Genomic DNA, 26791 nt, shown 5'->3' on the forward strand with positions numbered 1-26791 from the left:
CGCCCGGCAGCACCGAGCGCGCGGTACGCGTGCTGGGCCCGCGGCTGGGCCTGGACGACCGCGCGATCAGGCGCGCGCTCGAGCGCGGCGACCGCCTCGAGTTCGAGGACGAAGACCTCTACCGCGGGGTCTTCGCGCTCGCCGAGCAGGCTCGTGGCGGACCGCTGCCGCGCGCGGTGCTGCCCGGGATCAAGCTCGAGAGCCCCAAGATCACGCGCGAGCTGACCACGGCCTGGTTCGCCAACCGCGTCGATACCCGCTGGCGCCAATGCATGGCCCGCTGAGCGGGCTCGCCAAACGCCGCGGTCGATGCTCCAATGGGCCATCGATCCGCCGGTTGCCCCTTGCATGTCCCTGAAAGCCCCGCCGCGCCGCCACCTCTGGATCTGGTTCCTGTGGCTGGCGCTGTTCTACGGCACCTGGGCCTGGCTGGTCTTCGGCCGCGGTTACTGGACCGAGGCGCTGGCGCATTGGCCGATGGCCTTGTCGATGGCCTTCGGCAGCTACATCGCCGGTTCCACGCCGATGGGAGGGGGGACGGTGGGCTTCCCGATCCTGGTGCTGTTGTTCGAGCTGCCGGCGACGCTGGGACGCGACTTCAGTTTCGCCGTCCAGTCGATCGGCATGACCAGCGCGAGCATCTTCATCCTCGCGCGGCGGCAGCCCCTGGCCTGGGCGATGCTCAAGGGCGCCATGCTCGGCACCCTGTTCGGGCTGCCGGCCGGCATCTTCCTCGTCGCACCGCACGTACCCGAGTTGTGGATCAAGCTCGTCTTCGCGGTGGTCTGGGCGAGCTTCGGCCTGCTGCACCTCTACCGCATCCGGGAGATCGCCGGTCACAGCGGCATGACCGACTTCGACGAGCGCTGGGACTTCCGGGTCGGCGTGGTGATCGGCGTACTGGCCGCGGCGAGCGTCGCGGCGGTGACCGGGGTGGGCATCGACATGGTGCTGTACGCCGCACTGGTGCTGCTGTGCCGGGCCGACCTCAAGATCGCGATCCCCACGTCGGTGGTGATCATGGCATTCACGTCGGTGCTGGGGATCGGCATCAAGCTCGCCTTCACCGGCGTCCAGCCGGGCGTCTTCGGCAACTGGCTGGCGGCGGCGCCGGTAGTGGCCCTCGGCGCCCCGCTGGGTGCGCTGGTCGTGGGCCTGATCGGGCGCCGGCCGACCCTGGTGTTCGTCGCGATCCTGTGCGTCGGCCAGTTCGTCTGGACCTGCCACAACCAGTGGAGCGCGATGGGATGGACCGGCCTGGCCGTCGCGCTGGCCGGGGTCGCGCTGTTCCTGCACGGTTTCGAACGCCTGCGCCGCTGGGGCGCGGTGCTCGCGGGGGACGCCGAAACCCGGCAGGCGCGCGGCGATGCGCACGCGGACGTTTCGCTGCCGGCGCCGATGGCCGCCCCGGAACCGGAGCGCCGCGGTTCTGCGTGACCGTGGCGCGCGCCGTTGAGGGCCGCCCCTGCGGCCGGACCACTGGGGCCACTACAATGCAGGTCGTGACGTTTTCCTTCCGGTAGTGCCATGCGAAATCCCCTCCAGGAGCAACTGCTCAAGGCCGGCCTGGCCAAGAAGAGCCAGGTGGCCAAGGCCGTGCGCGAGCAGCAGAAGCAGCGCCAGGGCAAGGCGCCGGCGAGCGTGGATGTCGACCGCGTCGACGCGCGGCGCCTGCAGGCCGAACGCGCCGAGCGCGACCGGCAACTGGCGGCCGAGCGCAATGCCCAGGCGCGCGAGCGCGAACTGCGTGCCCAGGTCGCGCAGATCGTGGAGGCCCACCAGGTACGGGCCGGGGGCGACATCGCCTATGCCTTCGAGGACGGCGGCGCGATTCGCCGTGTGTACGTGGACGCCGACCAGCGCGGCCTGCTGGCCCGGGGCGCCTTGCTGATCGTACGGCACGGTGACGCGCACGCGCTTGTGCCGCGCGCGGCCGCCGAGCGTATCCGTGAGCGCGATCCGTCGGCGATCGTCCTCGACCATGGCGGTGATTCCGCGCCGGGCGCGGACGAGGAAGACGACTACTACCGCCGCTTCCCGGTGCCGGACGACCTCGTCTGGTAGGCCAGCGCGCGGCCCGGTGGACTAGAGGCGACTGACCCGGAAGCGACGCCCCTTGATCTTGCCCGCGCGCAGGCGCTCGAGCGCGGCGGCGGCCTGGGGCCGGGCGATCGCGACGTAGCTGCGGGTGGCGTAGACGTCGATCTTGCCGATCGCGTCCTTGTGCAGGCCGGCGTCGCCGGTCAGGGCGCCGACGATGTCGCCCGGGCGGAGCTTGTCGCTGCGGCCGGCGTCGATGCGCAGCGTGGCCATCGCGGCCGGCGGCACCTTGCCCGGCTTGCCCGACAGCGGCTGCACGCGCTCCCATCGCAGCGGCTGGCCCTGGTCGTCCTCGATCCGCAGGGCGCGCTCGCGCTCGCGCGGCGTGCACAGGCTCAGGGCCAGGCCCTTGCGCCCGGCGCGACCGGTGCGCCCGATCCGGTGGCGGTAGGTGTCGACGTCGGTGGGCAGTTCGTAGTTGACCACCGCCGAGAGGTCCTCCACGTCCAGGCCGCGCGCGGCGACGTCGCTCGCGACCAGCACGCTGCAGCTCCGGTTGGCGAAGCGCACGAGCACCTCGTCGCGGTCGCGCTGTTCCATGTCGCCGTGCAGGGCGAGGGCGCTGAAACCGTAGTGCGCGAGCGACCCGACCACTTCCTCGGTGTCGCGGCGCATGTTGCAGAACACCACGCAGGATTCGGGACGGTAGGCCAGCAGAAGGGCCGCCAGCAGCGGTGCCTTGCGACCGGGCTCGACTTCGAAGAACAGCGCCTCGATGTCGGGCGCCTGGCCGGCGCCTTCCACGCTGACCTGCAGCGGATCGCGCAGCATCGCGGTGCCCAGTTCGCGGATGGCCTCGGGGAACGTCGCCGAGAACAGCAGGCCCTGGCGATCGGGGGGCGTGCGCTTGACGATGTCGCGGATCGCCTCCTCGAAGCCCATGTCCAGCATGCGGTCGGCCTCGTCGAGCACCAGGGTGCGGATGCCGCCCAGGTGCAGGGCCTTCTTCTTCGCCAGTTCCTGGATGCGCCCGGGCGTGCCGACCACCACCTGCGGGTCGTGCGCCGACAACGAAGCGAGCTGCGGCCCAAGCGGGATCCCGCCACAGAGCACCGACACCTTCACGTTGGGGATGCCCACGGCCAACCGGCGCAGCTGCTTGCCGACCTGGTCGGCCAGTTCCCGGGTGGGGCACAGCACCAGCGCCTGGGTGCGGGAGTTGGCCGGATCGAGCCGGTGCAGCAGGCCGAGTCCGAACGCGGCGGTCTTGCCACTGCCGGTGGGTGCCTGGGCGATCACGTCGCGGCCTTCCAGGATGGCCGGCAGGGCCTGGGCCTGCACCGGCGTCATCGCGGCGAAGCCCATGGCATCGACGCCCTGCAGCAGGGGCGGGGACAGCGGCAGTGCCGCGAAATCGGGGGCGGGATTCATGCGCCATGATCGCAGGTTCGCCGCGGCCGTGGCTGAAGCCCGGCCCTTGACGTTGGTTCGCCCGGCCCTTGACGTTGGTTCGACGGGGGCCGGGCTAGCGTGGGGTCCCGTCCAACCGGGAGTCCGTGGTGATCGAAATCCTGCAGGTCGCGCCGCACGTGGCCGCCTTCCACTTCACCGGCCAACTGACCGGCGAGGACTACGACACCTGCATCGGCGCGGTCGAGACGAAGCTCTCGCTCAATCCGCGCATCGGCATCTTCACCGACCTCACCGGCCTCACCGGCATGAGTGCCGAGGCCATGGCCAAGGACGTCCGCTACGGCCTGGGCAAGCTGGGCGAACTCAAGCGCTTCGCGCGTTCGGCCATGGTCACCGAGCGCGAATGGCTGGCACGGGTCTCGAGCTTCACCGGCATGCTGGTCCCGGGGATCGAGTTGCAGACGTTCGAGCCCGCCGAGCGCGACGCGGCGATGGCCTGGGTGTCGCGCCCGATCGCTCCGCACTGAGCCTGGGTTCTTCGACGCGGGGCGGGGGCACCGCGCCTGAACAGGAGAGGATGGCGCAGCGTGTCGACACGTTGACGTGCATGGGTGTATCCATGAAGCCGGACCCTGGACGATGGAGTGGGACAATGCAGAGGTTTCGCATGGCCGCATGTGTCGTCCTGGCGTCGGCGCTGGTCGCCTGCCAGCCACCCGCGCCGGAGGTCGACCAGGACGCGTCGCTGGCGATTCGCGCGGGCAGCGCTGCCGTACTGGGGAAGGCAGGCGCTCGGGTCGGAGCGCCCGCTTCGCGGCCGGCCGGGTCCGCGTCCGCCCCTCCGGCAGGCAAGGTGATGAACACGGGGGGGCCGTTGCCGGCCTCGGTCGAGCCCGACGTGCCATTCGACATCAGCGAGATGGCGCGTTTCGATCGACCCTGGGCCATGTGTTTCCTCCCGGACGGACGCCTCCTGGTGACCGAGAAAGGGGGGCAGCTGCGCCTGTTCGATCCCGCCACCGGCCAGACGGGCACCATCACCGGCCTGCCTCCCGTTGATGTCGTCGGGCAGGGGGGGCTGGGCGACGTCATCCTGTTCCCCCGGTTCGACAGCAGCCGTCGCATCCTGATCAGCTACGTGGAGCCGGGTGGGGGCGACCTGCGCGGCGCCGCCGTGGCGAGCGCGCAACTGGAACTCGATGCCGGCGGGGGCGGCCACCTCGCCGACCTGCGGGTGCTCTGGCGGCAGGTGCCCAAGGTCACCGGTTCGGGTCACTACAGCCATCGCCTGGCGTTCGGGCCCGAGGGGAAACTCTGGATCACCTCCGGCGACAGGCAGAAGTTCGACCCGGCCCAGGACATGCAGTCGAACCTCGGCAAGCTGATCCGGCTCAACCCCGACGGCAGCGCGCCCACGGACAACCCGTTCCATGCCCAGGGCGGCGTCGCGGCGCAGGTATGGTCGCTCGGCCACCGCAACATGCTGGGCATCGCGTTCGACGTGGGCGGGCGATTGTGGACCCATGAGATGGGGCCGGCGGGCGGGGACGAGCTGAACCGGGCGGAGCGGGGCGCGAACCATGGCTGGCCGCTGGTCTCGGAGGGCGACCACTACGACGGCACTCCGATCCCCGACCACGACACCCGGCCCGACCTCAACGCACCGGAAGTCGCGTGGACGCCGGTCATCGCACCCTCCGGTTTCATCGTCTATACCGCGGATGCGTTCCCGTACTTCTACGGCGATGGCTTCATCGGCGGCCTGGCCTCGCAAGCGCTCATTCGCATCGAGTTCGAGGGAACGAAGGCCCATGAACTCAAGCGCTATCCGATGGGAAGCCGCATCCGCGAGGTCGAACAGGGACCGGATGGCGCGATATGGCTGCTGGAGGATGGCGGCAACGCGCGGCTGCTGAAACTGACGCCACTGCCTCGTTGAATCCCGCGTCCGGGCGCGCTCACCACTCGGTGCGGTGCGGCAGCAGGCCCTGCAGTTCGGCGTCGGTGAGGTTGCGCCATTGCCCCGGCTTGAGGTGGGCCAGCTTGACGTTGCCGATGCGCACGCGCACCAGCTGTTTCACCCGGAAACCGAAGTGCGCGGCCATCAGGCGGATCTGCCGGTTCAGGCCCTGCACCAGGATGATCCGGAAGCCGAAACGCGCCAGTCGGCTGGTCCGGCAGGGCAGGGTGGTCTGGCCGTGGATCGGCACGCCCCGGGCCATCGCGCGCAGGAACTCGTCGGTCACGGCGTGGTTCACCGCGACCAGGTACTCCTTCTCCAGCTTGTTCTCGGCGCGGAGGATCTCGTTGACGATGTCGCCGTTGCTGGTCAGCAGGATCAGGCCTTCGGAGTCCTTGTCCAGGCGACCGACCGGGAAGATGCGGCGGTCGTGGCCGACGAAGTCGACGATGTTGCCCTTCACGCCCGCTTCGGTGGTGCAGGTCACGCCGACCGGCTTGTTCAGGGCGATGTAGACATGCTGGCGCTTGCCCCTGGCGGCCGCGCGCGTGGGCAGCGCCTGTCCGTCGACGAGGACCTTGTCGCCTTCCCCGACCTCGCTGCCGATGCGGGCGCGGATGCCATTGACGCTGACCTTGCCGGCGGCGATGAGGCGATCGGCTTCCCGCCGGGAGCAGAGGCCGGAGTCGCTGATGTGCTTGTTCAGGCGCATGGAGGGGTGCGCGAACGCGCGGGCGGGGGCTGGGCGCGCATGCTGTCACACCTTGGGCCGGCGCGCACGCGGACCCGGCCGGGCAGGGCGGTGTCGCAGTTCCATCCCCTGCACGCGAAGCGACGTATCCTCGGGGGTCCGTCCCGACTCCAGGTGCAGCATGAAGCACGCCCGTTACACCCAGCGCGGCCCGGTGCCGCAGGATGTCATCGAAGCCGTCGAGTTCGACCTTCCCGCCCTGGCCCCGGGCCAGGCCCTGGTGGAGGTGCTGGCCGCGCCGATCAATCCGTCCGACGTACTGACCCTGACCGGCGAGTACGGTTCGCTGCCGCCGCTGCCGGCGGTGGGCGGCAACGAAGGGGTGGGGCGCGTGGCCGCGGTGGCCGACGACGTCGCCGGCCTGAGCCCGGGGCAGACCGTACTGCTTCCGGTCGGCTGCGGGACGTGGGCGACCCACCTGGTGGCGGAGGCCAGGGCACTGGTGCCGCTGCCGGAAGGCGCCGACCCGCAGCAGCTGGCGATGCTGACGGTCAATCCGCCGACCGCGCGGCTGCTGCTCAGCGACATCGTCGACCTGGAGCCGGGCGACTGGGTCATCCAGAACGCGGCCAATTCGGCCGTGGGCGGTTACCTCGTCCAGCTTGCGCGCGCGCGCGGCCTGCGCACGGTCAACGTCGTGCGTCGCGAAGGCGCGGTGGCCGACGTCGAGGCGCTGGGCGCCAACGTGGTGCTGGTGGACGGCGATGACCTCGCTGCACGTGTGACCGAGGCCACCGGTGGCGCGAAGGTGACGCTGGGCATCGATGCCGTCGGTGGCATGGCGACCGAGCGCATGGCCCAGGCCCTCGCGCCCGGCGGCACCCTCGTCAACTATGGCGCCATGGGTGGCGAGCCCTGCGCGATCTCGCCGGGCTCGCTGATCTTCCGCGGGATCACCCTGCGCGGGTTCTGGCTGGCGCACTGGTTCAAGGTCACCGATGCCGCGACCCGCAACGCCCTGTTCGCCGAGCTGGTCGGCCTGATCGCCAAGGGCCAGCTCAAGGCGCGCGTACAGGAGACCTACGGCATCGACCGGATCAAGGACGCCGTGAAGGCCGCGGCGGCCGGCGAGCGCTCCGGCAAGGTGATGATCCTGCCCAACGGCTGAGCCCGGGCCGGGGCGTGGACCGGGCCGCCGGGCGCGACGGCCCGGCGCGCCCGCCCGCGCTACATCTCGACAAGGCTCTTGAAGCCGCCCCAGAACATGCGCTTGCCGTCGAAAGGTATCGACGCGGGATCGATGCCCGCGATCCGCGGGTCGGCCATCACCATGCGGTTGACCTTGTCGCGCTGCGCGCGCGACTTGTAGAGGATGTAGGCGAACACGACCACCTCGTCTTCCTTCAGCTTGACGCTGCGCGGGAACGAGGTGCGCTTGCCGGCGTCGACGTCGTCGGCGACGCACTCGTGGTAGGCGAGCGCGCCATGCTCCATCCAGACCTTGCCCGCCTTGCGGGCCAGCTTGCGGTAATCATCGAGCCGATCGCGCGGGACCGGCAGTACGAAGCCATCGACATAGCTCATGTGACCTCCTTGCGGTGGGAAGGGCGGTACGGGGCGTCAGGGCGCCGTGCAGCGCGAGGCGCGTTCCAGCAGCAGGGTGCGCTCGCGCTCGTTGCGGGTCAGGGTGGCCGCGCGCTGGAACTCCTCGCGCGCTTCGTCATGGCGCCCGAGGCGGAACAACAGGTCGCCACGGACACTGGGAAGCAGGTGGTAGTGCTTGAGCGCGGGCGCGCTCGCGATTGATTCGGCATGTGCCAGGCCGGCCTCGGGGCCGGCGTGCATGGCGATGGCGACGGCGCGGTTGAGCTCGACGACCGGCGAGGGCACCTGGCGGGCGAGGTCGGCGTACAGGGCCGCGATCGCGCCCCAGTCGGTGTCCTGGGCGGTGACCGCGCGCGCATGGCAGGCGGCGATCGCGGCCTGCAATGCGTACGGGCCCCGCTCGACACCGCGCGCCGCGGCGATCCGCCCGGCCTGTTCCAGCGCGGCCAGGCCGCGGCGGACCAGCAGCCGGTCCCAGCGGCTGCGGTCCTGTTCGAGCAGCAACACCGGACTGCCGTCGGCGGTGGTGCGCGCGTGGCTGCGCGAGGCCTGGATCTCCATCAGCGCCACCAGGCCGTGCACCTCGTCCTCGGCCGGCATCAGGCCGGCCAGGATGCGGCCCAGGCGCAGGGCTTCCTCGCACAGTGCCGGTCGCAGCCAGTCGTCGCCGGCAGTCGCCGAATAGCCCTCGTTGAAGATCAGGTAGATGACCTCCAGCACCGATGCCAGGCGCTCTTGCAGGGCCTCGCCGCGCGGCACCTCGAACGCGACGTCCGCCTCGGCGAGGCTGCGTTTGGCGCGGACGATGCGCTGGGCGATGGTTGCCTCCTGGGCGAGGAAGGCACGCGCGATCTCCGCCGTGCTCAGGCCGCCGAGCAGGCGCAGGGTCAGCGCGACGCGCGCCTCCGGCGACAACAGGGGGTGGCAGGCGACGAAGACCAGCCGCAGCAGGTCGTCGCCGATCGGGTCGTCAAGCCCGGCCTGTTCGGCGTCGAAGCGTTCCTGTTGCACGTCCTCCAGTTCGTGCGCGATCTGCACGTGCTTGAGTTCGGCCATCTGCCCGTGGCGGATGCGGTCGATCGCCTTGCGCCGGGCGGTGGTCATCAACCACGCGCCGGGCTTGTCGGGGATGCCGTCGGCGGGCCATTTCTCCAACGCCGAAATGAGGGCGTCCTGGGCGATGTCCTCGGCCAGGCCGATGTCGCGCAGCATCCGGGCCAGCGTGGCGATCACGCGGGCCGACTCCATGCGCCAGATGGCATCGATGCGGCGGTTGAATTCATGGTCCGTCATGATCGCCGCATCAGAGCACCCGTCTGCCGGTGGTGCAAGTGCCGGTTCATGCCTGCGGCGGCGGTCCATCCATGTGGAACAGCTCCCACATGTGCCCGTCGGGGTCTTCGTACCCGTGCTGGTACATGAAGCCGTGGTCGACCGCGGGAACGGGGGTGCGCGCACCGGCCGCGACCGCCCGGGCGACCATCGCGTCGACCGCCTCGCGGCCCTCCATCGACAGCGCGAGCAGCACCTCGGTGGCGGCGCGCGCGTCGCTGACCGGCTTGGGCGTGAAGGTCGCGAAGAACGGCTCGACGAGGAGCATCACCAGGATGTTGTCGTCGACGATCATGCAGGTCGCGTTCTCGTTGGTGTACGCCGCGTCGAAGCGGTAGCCCAGCGCGCCGTAGAAGGCGACGCTGCGCTCCAGGTCCTTGACGGGGAGGTTGATGAAGATCTTCGAAGCCATGTGCGGTTCCCGTGGCGTGGTTGGAGTGGGGGGGGCTCAGGCGTGGCCGGGCGTCGGGCCGTCGTCGGCGGTCTTGAGGTGGTTGACCATCCACGGCTTGCCGAAGCGGTCCACGAGCATGCCCCAGCGATGCGCCCATGCGGTTTCCCGCAGCGGCATGCGGATGTCGGCGCCCGCCGACAGCGCGGCCCAGATGCGCTCGGCGTCCTCGGTGCTGTCGACGTTGATGCTGATCGCGGTGCCTTCGTCGCCACCGCGCGCCGCGGGGGGGCCATCGGCGCCCATGATCACGGCGTCGCCGGCCACCAGGCAGCTGTGCATGACCAGGTCGGCGGAGCCCGGTGGCATCCGCTCGCACACCGGCGACTCGCCGTAGGTCGTGCGTCCGACCACTTCGCCGCCGAGGGCACGCGCGTAGAAATCGAAGGCTTCGCGGCACTTGCCGCCGAAATCGCACATGTAGGGGATGAGCTTCATGTCGAGTCTCCGGTGCGGTGCGTGGGGCGCGTGCCTCAGTTGCGCGCCAGTTGCTCGCGCAGGCGCTCTTCCTGCTCGCGCAGTTCGGGGGTCAGGGCCTCGCCGAAATCGTCGGCCTCGAACACCGGGCGGATCTCGATCGTCGAATCGCCCGGCATCGGGTTCGGGCAGCGCTTGACCCATTCGATCGCCTCGTCCATCGAGCGCACCTGCCACATCCAGAACCCGGCGACGAGTTCCTTGGTCTCGGCGAAGGGCCCGTCGGTCACGTGGCGCTCCTTGCCGGAGAAGTCGACGCGCGCGCCCCGGGACGAGGGCTGCAGGCCTTCGCCCGCGAGCATGATCCCGGCGCGGACCAGCTCTTCGTTGTAGCGGCCCATGTCGGCCAGGAGTTGTTCGCTGGGCATAATCCCGGCTTCTGAGTCGGCGGTGGCCTTGACGAAGACGACGACGCGCATGGATGTTCTCCTCGGTGGATGCGGGGGCGGTATCCCCCGCCTTCAACATGTCGACGGACCAGCGCCCCGGTATTCGACATGCCGGCGAAATCTTCCCGGCCGCGCCCCGGCGCCCCGGGGAAGTCCCTGGACGCCTCGGGGCCGTCACGCCGGCGAAGGCGCGGATCCCGCCCGCCCTCCGCGCCCGCCACGATCGTCGTCCCGGCGAAAGCAGCGCGCAGGGATGACAGTGAGACCCGGGCGCCTTTCGTCTCGTCAGCGCCCTCCGGCCGCGGCCCCCGGGCCTCACCCGCAACGGGGCAGGCGTTCACCTTGTGTTGAACACACCGGCGCCGCATCCCCCTAGACTGGAATCGCGGTCCTGGCATGACCGCGCTCCCACTTTCCCCGATGGTCTGCATGCGCCTGATCCCGAAGTTATCGCTCCTGCTGACGACCTGCCTGGCGGCTTCGGCCTGCACGCCGGAGGCCCCGGTGGAGGGGCCCCGTACCGTGGCCGATGCGCAGCCGACGGCCGCGCCGACGGATGCCGGACATGTGCTGGCGCGCCGCAAGAGCGACTTCGGGGCGACCGTGGTGGAGATGCCCGAGGCCGATCCCGCGCCCCCGGCCGCCTACGACGAGGCGCCTTCGGAGATCGACTGGACGCCCATGCCGGTGACGGCGGGCAAGGCCTCGATCAGCTGCGACCGCGATTACACCGGCGGCGGCGACGGCGTGCCCTTGTCGTCGCTGGGCTTCTCGCACGTGTGGAAGACCATGTCGCCGTGCCAGAAGACCGGCATGGTGCGGTTGCGCTACGACGGCAAGGTCGACGCCGGTTTCACCGCCCTGGTCCAGCGCGTGGCCGACATGGCGGACACGCTCGGGATCGAGTCGCGCATCCTGGACATCGATTCCAGCGGCGGCCAGGTCGAGGAGGGCATCAAGGCCGGCGACGCCATGGCCGAGTCGGGCTGGATGGTCTGGGTCCGCGAGGACTCGGTCTGCCACAGTTCCTGCGTGCTGATCCTCGCCGCCGGCGACACCCGGCTGGTGTCGGGGCCGGTCGGCATCCATCGCATGCTGCGGATCGGCTCCAAGGCGACCTCGCGCGCGGAGCTCAACCAGGAACTGCGCGAGGTGCACGGGCAGATGAGCCAGTACCTGCAGCGCAACGGGGCGGCGATCGCCATCGCCGACCTGATGATGACCGTGCCCAACCGCAGCCTGCGCCTGCTGACCGCCGACGAGCTGGCGCGCTTCGGCCTGGCCGGGCGCAACGCCGCCGAGGACGACCTGGACCGGATCCGGCTGGGTCGAAAGTGCGGCGAGGCTTTCGTACGCCGAAAGGATGCGTTCTTCCGCGACTACGACATGCTGTGCACGACCGAGGGCGAACAGGTCGCCGACATGGGCCAGTGCGGGCTCGACCTGAAGAAGCGCTACGGGTTTCCCGACTCGAGCTGCCCGCACGAATCGCCGTTCTCCGAGTACGACTGAGGCGGTCAAGCGTCTTCGGGCGAGTCTGGTGTCCACGCCCGGTTCCGGGGTAGGGTGCCGGTCCCGAAAAATGGACGTCGCGGACTTCTCCGATGATCATCCCCGAATACTGGGCCGAGGCCCGACTGCGCGAGGGCACGCGCCGCAAGCCCGTGACGGTGCGACGCTTCGGCTGGTCCGACGACAGCCTCGCCGCCGCGCAGGCGCACGCCGACGCCCGCGCCCGCGAAGCGATGGACCGCATCCACGCCGGTGAAACCTTGCGGCGCATCGAACCCAAGGTGGCCTACAACGGCGCCGAAGGCGTGCCGATACGCGAGGAAATCGTGCTGCGCGACGGCGACAGCGTCGTCTCGCGCAATGGCTACGGCGCGCTGTGCCTCAACACGCCGGACGTGCTGTTCGCCGACATCGACTTCCCCACGCGGGCCAGCCGCCGCCTGTGGTGGGGCCTGTTCGCGAGCCTGGCCCTGGCGGGCATCGTGGGGGTCGCGGCGAAGGGCTCGACCGGCTGGATCGTGGTCGTACTGGTCGCGGCGCTGGTGGCCACGGCGGGCCTGGCCGATCCGCTGCACCGCGCCTGGCAAGCCCTGCGCGGCGGCGCGGAGAAGGCCGCACTGGGCCGCGTCCGCCGTTTCGTTGCGACGCACCCGGAATGGCACTTGCGCGCATACCGGACGCCCGCGGGCCTGCGCGTGCTGGCCATGCACCGACGCTTCGCCCCGGATGCGCCGGAAGTCTCGGCCTTGTTCGAAGCCCTGGGCACCGACCCCCTGTACGTGCGCATGTGCCAGCGCCAGCACTGCTTCCGCGCCCGGGTCAGCCCCAAGCCCTGGCGCATCGGGATCGACCGCCACCTGCGCCCGCGTCCCGGCGTGTGGCCAGTGGCTGCCGACCGCCTGCCCGAACGCGTGGCCTGGGTGGCAGCGTACGAAGCGGCGGCGCGCTCGCATGCGTCATGCCGCTTCGTGGAAGCCATCGGCAGCGCGACGGTCGATCCCGGCGCCGAGTCCGTGCGCGCCTTGCACGACCGGCTGGCGCGCGCCGACGCGGGCCTGGCCATCGCCTGAGCGCCGGCCAGGCTCCCGCCCGCCTCACGCCCCCGCGGCGATCACCTCGATCTCCACGTCGTCCAGCGCCACGCGCTGGCCCGGCCGGATCTTGCAGGTCTTGCGCAGTTCCACCTGGCCATCGACGCTCACGGCGCCGCTGGCGACGATCGCCTTGCCCATGCCGCCGCTGTCGCACAGGCCGGCGAGCTTCAGCAATTGGTTGAGTTCGACGTGGTCGCGGTCGGGTTCGAGTTCGAAGCGGATGCGTTGCATGGCTGGCCGGTGGAAGGGATCAGAGGCGATCGTACAGCCGGTAGATCCAGCTGAGTTCGTAGAGCAGTGCGCCGACGACGAACGCGCGATGGAACACCTGCGAGCGGGTACGCGTCGCGACCAGGCACAGCACGATGTAGGTCGCGTTGCGTAGCAGGTACTCGGTGCCCAGGTTGCCCAGGTACTGGCGGCCCTTGATCAGCGTATCGCCCAGGTCCACCACGTAGGACAGCGCCATCAGGCCAAAGAACCAGCGGCGCCGCGACATGAAGTAATCGCGGTAGCCAGCGTACTCGCGCAGGTCGTCGGGAAACAGCAGCGTGCACAGCAGGTAGAACAGCACCGTGTAGCCGACCAGGAAGCCGTACATCACGAAGGTCCAGTCGCTGACCTTCACCAGTTCGTATTCCCACCACCAGAAATGCACCAGCATGACGAACATCGCCACCGCCCAGCCGATGTGCACCCAGTAGACCCGTTGCCGGTCCGGGTGCTGGACGAACTGCGCCAGGCCCTTGAGCAGGGTGGTGATGGCCAGGCCCAGCACCATGCCCATGAGGATGCGGATGTGCGGGAACTGGTCCATCGCCGTCGGCGCGACCGTGCGCGGGCTCAGCGCTGGTTGGCGCTGAAACGGCCGGGGCCGAGCAGGGCCAGTGCGACCGCCGCGGAGAGGAACATGGCTTGCAGCTCCAGCGCCCAGCCGCCCTGGCGGTTGAGGTCGCCAAGCTGGCCCATGTGCACCAGCACGATGGCGAAGACCATGTTGAGTGCCACCAGCACCGCGCCGATACGCGCGTGGTAGCCGATCACCAGCATCAGCGGAGCCAGCACTTCGCCCACCAGCACGCCATAGGCAAGCACGCCGGGCAGGCCGTGCGACTCGACCAGTCCGACGATCCCGCCCATGCCGCCCTTGAGCTTGGCCACGCCGTGCAACAGCACCAGCAGGCCGAGGGTGACGCGCAACACCAGCTTGCCGATGTCGTGTTGGGTGGCGGGATTCATGCGGGGTCCTGGTACGAAGGGCGATCGACCAAGGATAGCGGCGTCGCGGCGGCAGCGGGAGGCATCAGTCGGTGATGTCCTTGGCCTCGCCGACCGCCAGCGCCTCGGGCTGGTTGATCCGCCGCGGACGATGCAGCAGTGGGTAGGCCAGCACCACCAGCAGGATGATCGCCACGCCCAGGTAGAAGCGCGGCGAGAGTTCGTGCTGTTCGTCCAGTAGCAGGATCGCCAGCACGATCGCGTAGACCGGTTCCAGGTTCACCGCCAGCTGCGCGGCGAACGCGCTCATGTGGCGCAGGGCCACCAGCGACAGGGCGAAAGGCAGCAGGGTGCAGGCCAGCGACAGGGTCAGCAGCAGCAGGCCGTCGTGCAGGCTCGGCACGATCAGCAAGGGCCCGGCGAAGGCCGGGAACAGCAAGGGCATGACCGGCGCCAGCACGGTCAGCGCGGCGGTGCCGGCGCCCAGCTCCAGCGCGGTGACCGTCAGCGGATCGCCGTGGTCGACCAGGCGCTTGTTGAGCGAACCGAACAGGGCCACGAACACCGCGGAGATCGCGCCGACCACGACGCCGATGCGCATGTCGTCCGGCACGCCGTCCACCACCAGGGCCACGCCCGGCAAGACCGCGATCCCCAGCAGCACCTCGCGCGGGGCGAACCGACGGCGCGCCAGCCAGGGCTCGATCAGGGCGGTGAAGACCGTCGCCAGCGCGATGCACGTGGCCGCCACCGAGGCATTGGCCAGCTTGATCGCGCCATAGAAGGTCAGCCAGTGCAGGGCGACCAGGACGCCCACGCCCGCATACGCCCAGGCCAGCCGCGACGGCATCGCGCGCAGCGAGCGCCAGACGCGCGGCAGCAGGGCCAGCGCCAGCGCGACCAGCAGCATCCGCCACCACACCAGCGGCAGCGCCGGCAGCGAGATCAGCTTGCCGATGATCGCCGTGAATCCCCACAGCAGGACGCAGAAATGAATCTGGAGCTGGGCCTTGCTGGTCGGTGACATGGTCGGCGATGGCGTTCGTGGGGCGGCAAGTCTTGCAGATCGGCGTCGGGCAGGCGAGGGGGCCTCAGGCCTGGCCCTGGGCCAGCAGCCAGTCGACGAAGCGCGAGGCCGCCGGGCGCAGGCGGCGGTGCGCCGGGTAGACCACGTAGTAACTCCAGCGCGCCTTGAGCAGCGGGCCGGGCAGCCGCACCAGCCGCCCCGAGGCCAGGTAGGGCTCGGCGATGCGCCGCCTCGCCAGCGCCACGCCCAGGCCATGTGCGGCGGCATTGAGCGCGTCGGAGGTATCGCTGAAGGTGTGGTGTTCGTCGACCGGGGCACCATGGGTGTCGGTGGCGCGGAACCAGTCCATCCAGCCCTGGCGCGAGTGGTCGGCGATCAGCCGGTGGCGCAGGAGGTCGACGGGGGCGTGGATCTCCCCGAAGCCGGGCAAGGCCGGAGAGGCCACCGGGAACAGGTCGTCGTCCATCAGCAGGCGCGCGCTCAGGCCCGGCCAGTGCCCCGGCCCGTAGCGGATGCCCAGGTCCGGCCCGCCGTCGTCGAAGCGCGTCAGGGCGATCTCGGTGTCCAGGTGCACGCGCAACTCGGGGTGGCGCTGGCTGAAATCGGGCAGGCGCGGGATCAGCCAGGTGTAGGACAGCGAGTGCAGCGTGGTCACGCGGATCCGTGCCTGCTCGTCGCCCTGGGTGCGCAGCTTGTGCACCACCCCGTCCATGTCGGCCAGCGCGCTGCCGGCTGCATCGGCGAGCAGGCGGCCCTCGGCTGTCAACGAGACCCCGCGCGCGTGGCGCTGGAACAGCGACACCCCCAGGCGTGATTCGAGCTTGCGCACGTGGTGGCTGACCGCGCTGGAGGTCAGGTGCAGTTCCTCGGCGGCATGGGTGAAGTTCTGGTGCCGGGCGGCGGATTCGAACACCGCCAGGGCCGGCAGCAGGTCGGCGCGCAGGGTCATCGTAGCCTCAAGCCAGGTTTGTGGCTGGTCGGAAAAGTATGCACTTGTTGTCCGGTCCCGTGCTCGCGGAAAATGGACAGCCACGAATCGGACTCGTACCTGCATGGCTTCCGTCCAGTCCACCGCGCCCGTCCTGCCCCCTGCGCCGTCGCCCTCGCTCGAGGCCGGCGGCATCGCCAGCCGCGACTGGATGACCCCCGTCGAACTGTGCCTGCTGGGCGCCATCTGGGGCGCCTCGTTCCTGTTCATGCGTGTCGCCGCGCCGCACTTCGGCTCGTTCCCGCTGGTCGAGGTGCGCCTGGGATTCGGTGCGCTCGTGCTCCTCCCGTTCCTGTGGCGCGCGCGCGCGCGGTTCCCCCTGTCGCTGTGGCCCAAGCTTGCCGGCATCAGTCTGATCAACTCGGCCGTGCCCTTCGTGCTGTTCGCCTGGGCCGCGCAGCAGGCTCCTGCCGGCGTCAGCGCGATCAGCAACGCGATGACCGTGCTGTTCACCGCCCTGATCGGGTTCCTGTTCTTCGGCGAAAAGATCGGCACCCGACGTGCCGTCGCGCTGATGGCGGGCTTCGCCGGCGTGGTCGTGCTGGCAAGCGGGAAGGTCGCCGGCGCCAGCATCGGCTGGGCGGTGCTGGCCGGTGCGGGCGCGGCCTTCCTCTATGGCATCGGCATCAACCTGGTGCGTCGCCACCTCACCGGCCTGCCGCCCGCGGCGGTGGCCGCGGCCACGCTTGGCTGCGCCACGCTGATGGTCTCGCCGCTTGCGATCCTGCACTGGCCGCAAGCCCCCGTTCCCATGTTGTCCTGGCTGTGCGCTGCGCTGCTGGGCGTGCTGTGCACCGGCATCGCCTTCGTCATGTACTACCGGCTGATCGCCCGCGTCGGTGCAAGCCGCGCGTCCACCGTCACTTACCTCGTGCCCCTGTTCGGCGTCGCGTGGGCCTGGTGGCTGCTCGACGAACCGCTGACCCTGACCATGGGCGTCGCCGGGGCGATCATCCTCGGCAGCGTCGCCTTCAGCCAGGGCAAGCCGAAGCCATGAGCGGCAGCGATCGGCCCCAGCATCGCGTCGTGTTCGACTTCGAGATCGACTTCAGCAATGGCGGCGGCCTGCAGGGCCAGGGCTTCCGCCTCGATATCGACGGCACCGACATCGACGACGCAGAACTGGCCGACTACATCGTCCGCGACCTGCGCCTGCTGATGGTGGGCGAGGTCCGTATCCTCGGCAAGCGCGTCATCCGCGAGGCGCACAAGCGCGTAGCGTCATAGGGCGACCCGAGGCGCCGCGTCCCGGTGCGGGCATCGGGCGGACATCAAGCTGCCCGCGCAGGACACTCCGCATCGCTGCTCGAGCGGGTGCTCCGCGTGGGCGGGCGCTCAATCGCGGCGTTTGGACGTTTCGCGACTCTCCGCGAAATCGGGGAAGGTCTCGGCCAGCGAGTCCTTGTCCGGCAGGATGTAGAAGACGCCGCCCTTCTCGAAGGTGGGTTGGATGATGCCTTCGTAGAAACCGGGCTCGACGTTGATGCAGCCATGGGTGATGCGGTTGTCGTCCGGCGTGGGTGATGCGAGGCGCTCGGGGCGCTTCTCGGCCGGGACACCGGTCGCGGTGGGGTGCATGGAGACCGCGGAATCGTAGTCCACCCACAGCACGCGGCCGGCGTCGATGGACGGGCCGTAACCGCCGACGAAGCGCCCCGCGGGCGTCGTGCGGTCGCGGCCCGGGATCTCGCGAAGCGCCAGGCCGGCGACGCCCGGGGCCGAGTGATCGCCGACCGCCGAGCCGAACAGCCCGGGCGCGGCGCCCAGCAGTCGACCGTCGCCACCGAACACCAGGATCTGTGCCGCGGCCTTGTCCATGATCGCGAACGGATACCCCTCGGTGTCGCGGGTCGCGACCACCCATCCGGCGAGTTCGATCACGGTGTCGGAGACTTCCTGGCCTTCGGGAAGCTGGTCGTTGGTGGGCACCGGCTCCGTGGCGGTTTCCTGGGCGTGGGCGGGGCCGAGGCACGCGAACGAAAACAGCACCAGTGCGAGGGCGCCCTGGGCGGCGCGGATCATGGGGGGCATGGGCGTACGGATGGGACGACTTCCTACGGCAAAGATGGACGACGGGAAAAGGACCGGTGGCCAGCAAAGGCCACCAGTCCCGGGTTCAAACGTTCATCGCGAGTCGTGCGGGAACGATCAACCGCGCGGCACGCGACCTGGCGAGCTTTCAAGCCGCTGCACGCGGCCTTCGAGCGAGTCCAGGCGCTGGTTGGCCTGCTGCGCGGCCTGGTTGGCCGACTCGGCGCTCTGGGCTGCGCTCTGGACCTGCGAGTCGAGCTGGTCGAGGCGGGAATTGACGCGCGCGAAGTCGTCGTCGTAGGTGGCGCAGCCACCCAGGCCCAGGGATGCGGCGATGATCGCCACGCCGAGCGTACGCGTCATCGCGTGGTTCTTGTTGAGAGACATGGCAGTTCTCCTTCGTCCGGGGGGTTGAAACTCAAATATAGCGACCCGGTTGTTAGGGTCGCGAAACGCCTTCAGCAGCGTGCGTCGAAGTGCGTGGATGGATTGTGAAGAGGGGCCGCGCAGGCGGTCAACACGGCCTCGTCGCGGCATCACGGCGGCATCGTGCACGGTGTCCGCCCCGGCTGTGAGGGCGGTCACCGTTCAGGAGTTACGCCCTTCCAGGCGCCGTTGCGCCCTTGCCAGACCGCCTCCCGTCACGGCCCAGACGAGCGCCAGCGCGGCGCCGACGAGGGCGGCGATGGCGGGCTGGCTGGCGAGCATGTCGACGAGGGTCTTGCTCCACGCGCTGACGGCGTCGCCGCCCCGGTAGACGACGGTGTCGATGAAGTTCTTGCCCTTGTACTTCGCCTCGGGCGAGACGACGGTGTAGAGCATTTCGCGGCCGGGGCGGACGAAGCCGTACTCGCCGGCGCGGCGCACGATCATCACGACCGCGAGCACGGCGAAGGTCGGGGCGAATGCCAGCCAGAGGAAGCCGCACATGACGACCAGCGGCACCGCGACCAGCAGCACGCCGATGCCGAGCTTCCGGGCGATTCGGCCGGTGATGAAGAGCTGGGAGAGGATGGCCAGCGACTGCACGATGGTGTCGATGACGCCGAACACGCGGGTCTGGTCTTCGCGGTCGGGGAAGGTGGCCTCCACCAGGCGTGCCTGTTCGAAATAGAGGAAGGTGGTCACGCTTGCCAACAGCAGCACGAACACGGCGATGCCCAGCAGGTAGGGCGAGCGCAGCACCGTGGTGGCGCCGGCGAAGGAGTTGCCGCCCAGCCGCGTCGAGCGCGAGGCCGTGTCGTGGTCGAGGTCGCCGGCGTCGACGGGGTGGCGGTCGCGCCAGCGCTGCAGGGCCATCGCCTGGGCGATGGCGGCCAGCAGGAGCGCCGCTGCCAGCACCAGCAGGCCGGCATGGCCGATGGGCCCGACCAGGGCGACGCCGAGGAGGGGGCCGGTCAGGCCGCCCAGGCTGGCGCCGGCGGCCATCAGCGCGAAGGTGCGCTTGGCCTGCGCGGTCGGGAACAGGTCGACCAGCACGCTCCAGGCCAGCGAGATGGCGATCATGTTGAACACCGACAGCCAGACGTAGAAGCTGCGCGCGACCCAGACATCGTCCGGGCGTATGTAGATCGCGGCGGCGAAGGCCAGCAGGTTGGCGGCGAAGAAGCCGTAGACCCAGGGCAGGATGCGGCGGCGGGCGACGCGCCCGGCGACCCAGCCGAACAGCGGCATCGCCGCGAGCGTGGCGACGAAGGTCGCGGTGAACAGCCATTGCAGGTTGTCCACGCCGCCGGCGATGCCCATGGTCTCGCGCACGGGGCGCAGCATGAAGTACCCGGTGAACAGCAGGAAGAACAGCAGCGCGCCACCGGCGACCGGCAGCGCCTCGTCCGGCTCGAGGCCGAACAGGCGCGACAGCGTGCGGGCGAGGAAGGGTGGCGGCGCCGCGTCCCCGGTCGGCATGGCTCAGGCCAGCGCCGCGACCAGGGCTTCCCGCTGCTTGGCGTCGAGGAAAGGCTCGACGCCGGCCTTGAGGTTGTCGGCCTGGTGGCGGGGCTTGGACGTCGCCGGGATCACCACGTTCACCGCCGGATGCGCGAGCACGAACTTCAGGAACAACTGGCCCCAGGAGTCCGCGCCCACGTCCGCGGCCCAGCCCGGCAGGGGCTTGTCCTTGACCTGGGCGAACAGGCGGCCGTCCTCGTAGGCGCGGTTGATGATGACGGCGATCCCGAGCTCCTGCGCGAGCGGCAGCACCTCGCGCTCGGCGCCGCGCGAGACCACCGAGTAATTGATCTGGACGAAGTCCGGCTTGTGCCGGCGCATCGCCGCGGCCAGGTCCGCCTGGGCGCTTTCCTGGTAGTGGGTCAGGCCCGAGTAACGCACCTTGCCCTGGTCCTTGAGCGACTCGATCAGTGCGTACTGGGTGGCGGTGTCGCCCAGGTTGTGGACCTGCAGCAGTTCGACGCGGTCGGTCTTCAGGTCGCGCAGTGAGCCCTCGAACTGGGCCAGGCCTTCGTCGCGACCGGTCACGCGCGAGAGCTTGGTGGCGAGGAACAGGCGGTCGCGCACGCCGGCCTGGGCGACGAGGTCGCCGAGCACGGGTTCGGAGCGGCCGTAGGTGGGCGCGGTGTCGATGAGGGTGGCGCCGGAGGCGACGAACAGTTGCAGGACCTGGAGCAGGGGTTCGCGGGAGGCGACGTCCTCACCGACGTCCAGGCTGCCCGAGGTGCCCATGCCGATCACCGGCAGCGGCGCTTTGTCGCGCGGAATGGGGCGGCTTGCCAGCGGCTTCGCCACTTGGGTCGTCGCCGGTGCCACGGGCGCCGGTGCGGTCGGCGCCGGTTCCTGGCTGCAGGCGATCAGCGGGGACAGCGCGAATGCGCCGGCGGCGAGGGCGGTCGATCCCAGGAATTCGCGACGACTGGCCATGGCAGGCTCCAAAGTGTCCGGAAGGGTCGGAGTCTGCCCGAGACTGCGTTAACGCATTGCAGGCGAACAGTGCCGATCGGCATGCCCGCCGCTGGTCGGTGAGCGCCTCAGCCGCCTTCCAGCCGCGCCTGCAGCGCCATCGCCGCGGCCGGGTTGCGGGCTTTCGCCGCGCTGATGAAATAGACGAACACCTCGCGCCGCGCCGCATGGGGTGGCGTGCTCCCGCCGACGTGGGGCAGGTCGTCGGGGTCGCCGCCGCCCGCCCAGCTCCGCGCGCGGGCGGCCCAGGCGTCGAGTTCCTCCGCCGGATAGCCCTGCGGCGCATCCTCGCGCGAACGCATCAGTCGCGCGTAGACGAAGGGGCCGGTGAGGTCGGCGATGGACGGGTGCTCGGGGGAGTCGGTGAACACCGTCGCGACGCCGCGCGCCCGCGCCAGCGCGAGATAGGCCTCGCAGGCGAAACTGTCGTGCCGCACCTCGAGCACGTGCCGCAGCGGGCGGCCGTCGAGGCGGTCGGGCAGGCCGTCGAGGAAGCCGGCGATGTCGCCGGCATCGAAGCGGCGGCTGGGCGCGAACTGCCAGAGGATCGGCCCCAGGCGTTCGCCGAACTCCGACAGGCCACCGGCGATGAAGGCCCTCGCGCTGCCGGTCGCGCCCGCCAGCCGTGCCTGCTGGGTGACGCGCCCGGGCGCCTTCAGCGAGAACATGAAGTGCGGCGGCGTCTCCGCGGCCCACTTGGCGTAGGTCGCCGGTTTCTGTGCACTGTAGAAGGTGCCGTTGACCTCGATGCTGGACAGGTGGCGGCTGGCGTATTCCAGTTCGCGTAGCTGCACCAGGCCGCGCGGATAGAAGTTGTCGCGCCACGGCGCGAAGGTCCAGCCGCCGATGCCGACGCGGATGCCGTCGATCGGCGCGACGCCCTCGTCGCGCGCAACGGCCCCGGGCGCGGCCATGCCCTCGAGCAGATTCATCAACGCATCTCGCGGCGGATCAGGCGTCGGGATGTCCGGCCGACCAGGGGTCGTAGCTTCCGAACCACCACAGGTGGCCCTCGGGGTCGCGGCACATGTAGCCGCGACCGCCGTAGTCCTGGTCGGCGATCTCCATCTCGATCGTCGCGCCCGCGGCTTTGGCGCGGGCGTAATGCGCATCGGCGTCGTCGACGATCACACAGGGGCTCTGCGTCTCGCGCAGGCCGATATCGCCCGGTTGCGCGATGCGCCCCGCCCACTCGCCCTCTTTCATGGCCGAGCCGAGCATGACCATGCCGTCGCCGAATGTCAGCTGGGCATGGTGGACGATGTCGCCATCGGCGTAGACGACATGCTTCTCGAAGCCGAACGCCTTGCACAGGAACTCGATGGCGGCCGGTGCGTCACGGTAGGTCAGGCAGGGGATGATGCGGCTTCCGGCCATGGCGGCGCTTCCTGGGATGGGGTCCCGACGATACCGCAGGGACGTGCAGGGCCGGCGACCGTGCATCGGTCGCCGGCACCGGCGGGACTCACTGGATGGGTTCGTCGAGCATCAGCTGGCGGACGAAGCGCACCGGCGGCGAGCCGAACGAGAGGACCTTGTCGTGGTAGGCCTTGAGTTCGAAGGCATCGCCTTCGCGCTGCTCCATTTCGCGGCGCAGGTCCAGGTGCTCGCTGTAGCCGACGTAATAGGTCGGCAACTGCGCCGAGGTCAGCTGCGCGCGCACCCACTTGCCGGCGGCTTCGCGCTCCTGCTGGAAGGTGGTCACGGTCATCAGTTCCATCGCCTCGTCGCGGGTCATGCCGTCGACGTGGATCGCCTGGTCGAGCAGCGCGTTGGCCATCGCGCGCAGGTTCCACTTGCGGTTGATGAGCTTCATCAGCGGGTCGCCATCCATGTAGCCGGCGTCGGACATGACCTTCTCGCCGTACATCGCCCAGCCTTCGATGAAGGGCCCGGAGCCGAGCACCGCGCGCAGGATGGACGGATATTTGTTGGAATGCGCGATCTGCAGGAAGTGGCCGGGCATCGCTTCGTGGATGCTGAGCTCGTGGATCGAGCGGGTGTTGTACTCGCGCAGGAAGGAGTCCACCTGCGCGTCGTCCCAGTCGTCGGGGATCGGCGAAACCGCGTAGAAGGTGTCCAGGCCCTTGTCGAGCGGGCCCGGCGAGTCGCAGTAGGCGACCGCGACGCCGCGCTGGAACTCGGGCATCAGGATGATCTTCACCGGGGTGTCGGGCACGGTGACCAGGTTGTTCTCGCGCACGAACGCGGTGGCTTCCTCGGTGGTGCGGGTGGCCAGCTCGACCACCTCGTCGCGCGCCGGGCGGTCGGCGTAGGCCAGCTCCAGCGCCGCCTCGATCACCTGTTGCTGCTGCTCGGGCGAGGGAGAATCGGGCATCGCCTCCGGGGCGTCCGGGCGATCGGCCAGCACGCCCCGCGCGATGTCGTACATCTCGGCGCGGGTGCTGGCGATGTCGGCTTCCACCCGGGTGCGGATTTCCTGTCGCGTCATCGGCGAGTTCAGCGCGAAGGCAAGCTTCTCGTCGTAGAGGCTTTCGCCGATGCGGAAGTCGCCCTTGGCATTCGGCACCAGGGTGTCGTCGAGCCAGGCCTGCTGCTCGGCGACCGCCGCGCGCAGGGTCGCGATGGCGGCATCCAGGCTCTTGCGTTCCTCACCCTTCAGCTGGTCGGCATTGGGCACGATCAGCTCGTCGACCAGACTCAGGACGCCGGCGTTCTGGCGGGCCACGGTCTCGGCGTGGATCCGCGGCACCCGTGCCGGGTCCAGGTTCGCGCGCATCTGGGTGAACAGCGCCGGGATCTGCTGCATGCGGGCGGTCGCCGACTTCAGGCGCTCGGGCATCGGCGCGAAGTCGCGCGCCATCAGGCCGTACAGCGCGCCACCGGCGAGCTGGCTGTAGACCTGCGGGTCCCAGGCCCAGGACTGCAGGGTCTCCGAGGACCAGATCTCGTAGCGCAGCTGGTTGCGCAGGATCGCCGCGTCGACCTGGTTCTCGCGCGAGAGGCGGGCGACCTCGAGGCTGTCCAGTTCGGCGAGGAACTTCTTCGCCGCCTGCAGGGTGGCGGCGCGGCCGCCCTTGCTCATGTCGTCGATGCGCCCGTCGTAGCGGTGGTCGCCCATCTGGGTGGCGGTGATCGGCGACAGCTCCATGGCCTTGTCGAGGAAGCGCTTGGACAGCAGCTCGAACTGCTGGTCGACCTTCGCGTCCGGGGTCGCGGCGGGCGCCGCGTTCCCGGCGGCGGTCTCGGGCGCCGGACTGGGCTGGCAGGCCGAGAGCGCCAGCAGGAGGGCGGCCGCCAGGGGCAGGGAACGGAAGCTGTGCATGCAGGGGACCTCGGTCGGCACGTCGATGGGATGCGGGCAGGATACTGTGCGCCGATACCGGATGCATGGCGGCAGGGCCGCCGGGAGGAACACATGGGACGAGGGTGGCATGCGCTTGGCGCCGGGATTTGCCTGCTGGTCGGCGTTTCGGTGCCGGTGGCCGCGGCGTGTCCGCCGGATGGGTGGGACGCGCGCGCGCTGGAGACCTTGCGCGAGGCGGGCTTCGCCGTCGGCGCCGCGCCACGACGGCAGGCACTCGCGCTGGACCTCGTCGACTGCCTGGGCGATGCCGACCCGGGCCTGCGCGACGACACCGCGTACGCGGCCCTTTCGGCGTGGATGCGTGGCGGACAACTGGACACCGCGACGCTCCGGTCAATGCGCGACGCACTTTACGCCCGTCTCGATGCGCCGGCGGGCGAGGGCTTCTCGCGTCCCTTTGCCGCGCTGGCGCTGGCCGAGGTCGCGCGGACCGATCGCCGCGCGCCGTGGATGGACCCGGGCGAACGCGACGCCATGGTCGATCGGGCGACGCGCTACCTGCGCTCGGTGGAGGACTATCGTGGTTTTGATCCGGCCGGCGGCTGGCGCCACGGCGTCGCCCACGGCGCCGACTGGCTGATGCAGCTATCGCTGAACCCGGCGCTCGGCCGCGCGCAGCTCCGGCGCCTGGTGGACGCGGCCGGGAGCCAGGTCGTGCCGGCCTCGCATGCCTACGTGTTCGGGGAACCCGAGCGGCTCGCCGCTCCGGTCCTGTACGCCGCGGCGCGCGGCGTGATGGATGAAGGCGAATGGGCGGCCTGGTTCGCCGACCTGGCGGTCGGCCTGGGTGACGAAGCACTGGCCTGGAAGGATCGCGACTGGCTCTACCGGCGCCACGACCTGCGCGCTTTCCTGATGGCGCTGCGGCTGGCGGCCGGCGCCCGCGAGGACGAGGCGACGCGGGCGTTGCTGCCTGGCATTGACCGTGCCTTGGCGTCGATGCCCTGAGCCGGGCTCAGCGCTCTTCCTCGGTCTCGATCTCGACCATTGCATCGAGCTCCAGTGCGAGCTCTTCGACGGCGCGCCGCACCTTGTTGGCCGAGTAGGCGTTCGAGGCCTCGACCTCCAGTTCGTGCACGCCGGGGCCGCGGTCGTCGGGCAGTCCGGCCGAGCTGGAGTCGGGGTCGTCCATGTGGGGCATCAGGTCGGCGACCTCCTCGATGTGGTCGACGCCCTCCAGGCTGGAGAGCAGGTTGCCGATGGCGCGGGCAGTGTCCTCGCTTCCGGTGATGCGAAGGCGCAGGAGGGGCATGGTGGTGCTCCGTGTGTTTGACGTGGGGGAGTGTCGGACGCCGGTTTACAGGCGGGTTTGCAGGCTAGGCAGCGGCCGGGAAAGGTGGCGTGAACGCATCGCCGTGACGTTCATGCCGTGCGCCTGCGGGTAGTGGCAGGCCAGTGGTCTCGCGGGATGGTTTGCGCGCAGCAAAATCCATCCTGCCTCGTGGCCTCCAGCGACGGTGGGTATCGCTTTCGGCTCGACCCACCCTACGGGGAAGGCGCGGGCGGTCCCCGTCCGGCAACCCCAAGAGACCGTCATGGGTTCCAGCCTTTGGCAAGGCTCGGCAGTGCTCCCCGGCCCAGCGCAGCGCGCTGGGCGTTCGCCCAGACCGCGCGGCAGTGCCGCGCAAGCGGTCCGCCTCACCCCAGCGAACGCTGGGATCCAGCCTTCTCTTACCCGGGCTGCGTTCGACCCCCGGCCCTGGCCCCGGGGCAGGTTTCACCCCGGTGCGCGCAATGCTGGACTACTCTGGTGGCATGGACGAAAACTCACCCCTGCGGGACGCGCCATCGCACGTGACGCTGCGCCCCCTGGAGCGCGACGACCTGCACTTCGTGCACGTGCTCAACAACAATCGCAGCGTGATGGCGTACTGGTTCGAAGAGCCCTACGAGTCCTTCGTCGAGCTCGAGGAGTTGTATCGCAAGCACATCCACGACCAGTCCGAGCGACGCTTCATCATCGAGAGCGACATGCACCAGCCGGTCGGCATGGTCGAGCTGGTGGAAATCGACCACCTGCACCGGCGCGCGGAGTTCCTGGTGATGGTCTCGCCCGAGCACCAGGGTCGCGGTTTCGCGCGGGCGGCGACGCAGCGGGCGATCAGTTACGCCTTCCGCGTGCTCAACCTGCGCAAGCTCTACCTGCTGGTCGACGTCGACAACGCGCGCGCGATCCGGATCTACGAGAGCGCCGGCTTCCGGCGCGAGGGCGTGCTGGTCGACGAGTACTTCAGCGACGGCCGCTACCACAGCGCCATCCGCATGTGCCTGTTCCAGCACGAGGTGCTGGGGCAGGAGGCGTCGCGCCGCAACGCCTGAGCG

Annotated in this window: 32 protein-coding genes; 12 read left to right on the forward strand and 20 right to left on the reverse strand. The window is 70.2% G+C overall.

Features of this window, described 5'->3' with window-relative positions:
- The 3 genes from FKV25_RS08635 to FKV25_RS08645 all read left to right on the forward strand — a co-directional run.
- Positions 1-284: DUF1615 family protein (locus FKV25_RS08635; protein WP_141518391.1), on the forward strand; the 284-nt coding region annotated here is incomplete at its 5' end.
- 64 nt (positions 285-348) lie between these two features.
- Positions 349-1437 (forward strand): sulfite exporter TauE/SafE family protein, encoded by a 1089-nt coding sequence (locus tag FKV25_RS08640; RefSeq protein WP_141518392.1) that lies wholly within the window; start codon positions 349-351, stop codon positions 1435-1437.
- A gap of 90 nt (positions 1438-1527) precedes the next feature.
- A complete protein-coding gene (locus tag FKV25_RS08645; RefSeq protein WP_141518393.1) occupies positions 1528-2064 on the forward strand; it encodes a DUF2058 domain-containing protein in 537 nt (178 codons plus the stop codon).
- Positions 2065-2085: 21 nt separating this feature from the next.
- Here the strand turns inward: FKV25_RS08645 and dbpA are convergent, their stop codons facing one another.
- On the reverse strand, positions 2086-3471 hold the full coding sequence (dbpA, locus tag FKV25_RS08650) for an ATP-dependent RNA helicase DbpA (RefSeq protein WP_141518394.1): 1386 nt from the start codon (positions 3469-3471) through the stop codon (positions 2086-2088).
- 128 nt (positions 3472-3599) lie between these two features.
- Here dbpA and FKV25_RS08655 point away from each other — a divergent pair, with 128 nt between their 5' ends.
- Together FKV25_RS08655 and FKV25_RS08660 are read left to right on the forward strand one after the other, a co-directional pair.
- Positions 3600-3980, forward strand: coding sequence for a SpoIIAA family protein (locus FKV25_RS08655; RefSeq protein ID WP_170218595.1), 381 nt, complete (start codon positions 3600-3602; stop codon positions 3978-3980).
- Between the two features lie 329 nt (positions 3981-4309).
- The gene (locus FKV25_RS08660; protein WP_246072021.1) at positions 4310-5392 is read left to right on the forward strand and encodes a PQQ-dependent sugar dehydrogenase; all 1083 of its coding nucleotides are present in this window, start codon (positions 4310-4312) and stop codon (positions 5390-5392) included.
- Positions 5393-5411: 19 nt separating this feature from the next.
- On the opposite strand, the gene FKV25_RS08665 is transcribed toward FKV25_RS08660, so the two are convergent.
- Entirely contained in the window at positions 5412-6125 is a 714-nt protein-coding gene (locus FKV25_RS08665; RefSeq protein WP_141518396.1) for a pseudouridine synthase, read from the reverse strand.
- 160 nt (positions 6126-6285) lie between these two features.
- On the opposite strand from FKV25_RS08665, the gene FKV25_RS08670 reads away from it, so the two are divergent.
- A complete protein-coding gene (locus FKV25_RS08670; protein WP_141518397.1) occupies positions 6286-7272 on the forward strand; it encodes a zinc-dependent alcohol dehydrogenase family protein in 987 nt (328 codons plus the stop codon).
- A gap of 59 nt (positions 7273-7331) precedes the next feature.
- On the opposite strand, the gene FKV25_RS08675 is transcribed toward FKV25_RS08670, so the two are convergent.
- Genes FKV25_RS08675 through FKV25_RS08695 form a run of 5 tightly spaced genes read right to left on the reverse strand, consistent with a single transcriptional unit; the run spans position 7332 to position 10388 of the window.
- Complete coding sequence (locus tag FKV25_RS08675) at positions 7332-7688, reverse strand: DUF1428 domain-containing protein (RefSeq protein ID WP_141518398.1); 357 nt, start codon at positions 7686-7688, stop codon at positions 7332-7334.
- A gap of 36 nt (positions 7689-7724) precedes the next feature.
- The gene (locus FKV25_RS08680; protein ID WP_141518399.1) at positions 7725-9002 is read right to left on the reverse strand and encodes an RNA polymerase sigma factor; all 1278 of its coding nucleotides are present in this window, start codon (positions 9000-9002) and stop codon (positions 7725-7727) included.
- 46 nt (positions 9003-9048) lie between these two features.
- Positions 9049-9453, reverse strand: coding sequence for a VOC family protein (locus FKV25_RS08685; protein WP_141518400.1), 405 nt, complete (start codon positions 9451-9453; stop codon positions 9049-9051).
- A 36-nt stretch (positions 9454-9489) separates the two neighbouring features.
- Positions 9490-9930, reverse strand: coding sequence for a VOC family protein (locus tag FKV25_RS08690; RefSeq protein WP_141518401.1), 441 nt, complete (start codon positions 9928-9930; stop codon positions 9490-9492).
- 35 nt (positions 9931-9965) lie between these two features.
- The gene (locus FKV25_RS08695) at positions 9966-10388 is read right to left on the reverse strand and encodes a YciI family protein (protein ID WP_141518402.1); all 423 of its coding nucleotides are present in this window, start codon (positions 10386-10388) and stop codon (positions 9966-9968) included.
- Between the two features lie 366 nt (positions 10389-10754).
- Between FKV25_RS08695 and FKV25_RS08700 the strand changes: the two genes are divergently transcribed.
- Together FKV25_RS08700 and FKV25_RS08705 are read left to right on the forward strand one after the other, a co-directional pair.
- Positions 10755-11870 (forward strand): COG3904 family protein, encoded by a 1116-nt coding sequence (locus FKV25_RS08700; protein ID WP_246072022.1) that lies wholly within the window; start codon positions 10755-10757, stop codon positions 11868-11870.
- Between the two features lie 92 nt (positions 11871-11962).
- A complete protein-coding gene (locus tag FKV25_RS08705; RefSeq protein WP_141518403.1) occupies positions 11963-12940 on the forward strand; it encodes a hypothetical protein in 978 nt (325 codons plus the stop codon).
- 24 nt (positions 12941-12964) lie between these two features.
- Here FKV25_RS08705 and FKV25_RS08710 read toward each other — a convergent pair whose 3' ends face one another.
- The 5 genes from FKV25_RS08710 to FKV25_RS08730 all read right to left on the reverse strand — a co-directional run bounded on the left by FKV25_RS08710 (position 12965) and on the right by FKV25_RS08730 (position 16158).
- Entirely contained in the window at positions 12965-13195 is a 231-nt protein-coding gene (locus FKV25_RS08710; RefSeq protein ID WP_141518404.1) for an RNA-binding S4 domain-containing protein, read from the reverse strand.
- Between the two features lie 19 nt (positions 13196-13214).
- Positions 13215-13781 (reverse strand): hypothetical protein, encoded by a 567-nt coding sequence (locus tag FKV25_RS08715; protein WP_141518405.1) that lies wholly within the window; start codon positions 13779-13781, stop codon positions 13215-13217.
- Between the two features lie 26 nt (positions 13782-13807).
- Complete coding sequence (locus FKV25_RS08720) at positions 13808-14203, reverse strand: DoxX family protein (RefSeq protein WP_141518406.1); 396 nt, start codon at positions 14201-14203, stop codon at positions 13808-13810.
- Between the two features lie 64 nt (positions 14204-14267).
- Entirely contained in the window at positions 14268-15209 is a 942-nt protein-coding gene (locus tag FKV25_RS08725; protein ID WP_141518407.1) for a DMT family transporter, read from the reverse strand.
- Between the two features lie 64 nt (positions 15210-15273).
- Positions 15274-16158 (reverse strand): LysR substrate-binding domain-containing protein, encoded by an 885-nt coding sequence (locus tag FKV25_RS08730; RefSeq protein WP_141518408.1) that lies wholly within the window; start codon positions 16156-16158, stop codon positions 15274-15276.
- Positions 16159-16348: 190 nt separating this feature from the next.
- Here FKV25_RS08730 and FKV25_RS08735 point away from each other — a divergent pair, with 190 nt between their 5' ends.
- Entirely contained in the window at positions 16349-17194 is an 846-nt protein-coding gene (locus tag FKV25_RS08735; RefSeq protein ID WP_246072026.1) for a DMT family transporter, read from the forward strand.
- Entirely contained in the window at positions 17191-17424 is a 234-nt protein-coding gene (locus FKV25_RS08740; RefSeq protein WP_141518410.1) for a cyclase, read from the forward strand. The genes FKV25_RS08735 and FKV25_RS08740 overlap by 4 nt, the downstream gene beginning before the upstream one ends.
- A gap of 108 nt (positions 17425-17532) precedes the next feature.
- On the opposite strand, the gene FKV25_RS08745 is transcribed toward FKV25_RS08740, so the two are convergent.
- The 7 genes from FKV25_RS08745 to FKV25_RS08775 all read right to left on the reverse strand — a co-directional run bounded on the left by FKV25_RS08745 (position 17533) and on the right by FKV25_RS08775 (position 24427).
- Positions 17533-18228: a hypothetical protein gene (locus FKV25_RS08745; protein WP_342777167.1), complete on the reverse strand. Its 696-nt coding sequence runs from the start codon at positions 18226-18228 to the stop codon at positions 17533-17535.
- Positions 18229-18345: 117 nt separating this feature from the next.
- Positions 18346-18615 carry a hypothetical protein gene (locus FKV25_RS08750; RefSeq protein WP_141518411.1) on the reverse strand — a complete coding sequence of 90 codons (270 nt, stop codon included), beginning with the start codon at positions 18613-18615 and terminating at the stop codon, positions 18346-18348.
- A gap of 201 nt (positions 18616-18816) precedes the next feature.
- Positions 18817-20133, reverse strand: a complete 1317-nt coding sequence (locus tag FKV25_RS08755; RefSeq protein WP_141518412.1) for an NTP/NDP exchange transporter — start codon at positions 20131-20133, stop codon at positions 18817-18819.
- A 3-nt stretch (positions 20134-20136) separates the two neighbouring features.
- Positions 20137-21102 (reverse strand): aldo/keto reductase, encoded by a 966-nt coding sequence (locus FKV25_RS08760; protein WP_141518413.1) that lies wholly within the window; start codon positions 21100-21102, stop codon positions 20137-20139.
- 107 nt (positions 21103-21209) lie between these two features.
- On the reverse strand, positions 21210-22055 hold the full coding sequence (locus FKV25_RS08765; protein WP_141518481.1) for a DUF72 domain-containing protein: 846 nt from the start codon (positions 22053-22055) through the stop codon (positions 21210-21212).
- Positions 22056-22092: 37 nt separating this feature from the next.
- On the reverse strand, positions 22093-22518 hold the full coding sequence (locus tag FKV25_RS08770; RefSeq protein WP_141518414.1) for a VOC family protein: 426 nt from the start codon (positions 22516-22518) through the stop codon (positions 22093-22095).
- Between the two features lie 88 nt (positions 22519-22606).
- The gene (locus tag FKV25_RS08775) at positions 22607-24427 is read right to left on the reverse strand and encodes a DUF885 domain-containing protein (protein ID WP_141518415.1); all 1821 of its coding nucleotides are present in this window, start codon (positions 24425-24427) and stop codon (positions 22607-22609) included.
- A 93-nt stretch (positions 24428-24520) separates the two neighbouring features.
- Here FKV25_RS08775 and FKV25_RS08780 point away from each other — a divergent pair, with 93 nt between their 5' ends.
- A complete protein-coding gene (locus FKV25_RS08780) occupies positions 24521-25417 on the forward strand; it encodes a DUF2785 domain-containing protein (RefSeq protein WP_141518416.1) in 897 nt (298 codons plus the stop codon).
- 7 nt (positions 25418-25424) lie between these two features.
- Here the strand turns inward: FKV25_RS08780 and FKV25_RS08785 are convergent, their stop codons facing one another.
- Positions 25425-25721, reverse strand: a complete 297-nt coding sequence (locus FKV25_RS08785; RefSeq protein ID WP_141518417.1) for a hypothetical protein — start codon at positions 25719-25721, stop codon at positions 25425-25427.
- Positions 25722-26203: 482 nt separating this feature from the next.
- Between FKV25_RS08785 and speG the strand changes: the two genes are divergently transcribed.
- On the forward strand, positions 26204-26788 hold the full coding sequence (speG, locus tag FKV25_RS08790; protein ID WP_246072023.1) for a spermidine N1-acetyltransferase: 585 nt from the start codon (positions 26204-26206) through the stop codon (positions 26786-26788).
- Positions 26789-26791 lie beyond the last annotated feature (3 nt).

It is taken from the genome of Marilutibacter aestuarii, from assembly GCF_006546775.1.
GTDB classification, from domain to species: Bacteria; Pseudomonadota; Gammaproteobacteria; order Xanthomonadales; family Xanthomonadaceae; genus Marilutibacter; species Marilutibacter aestuarii.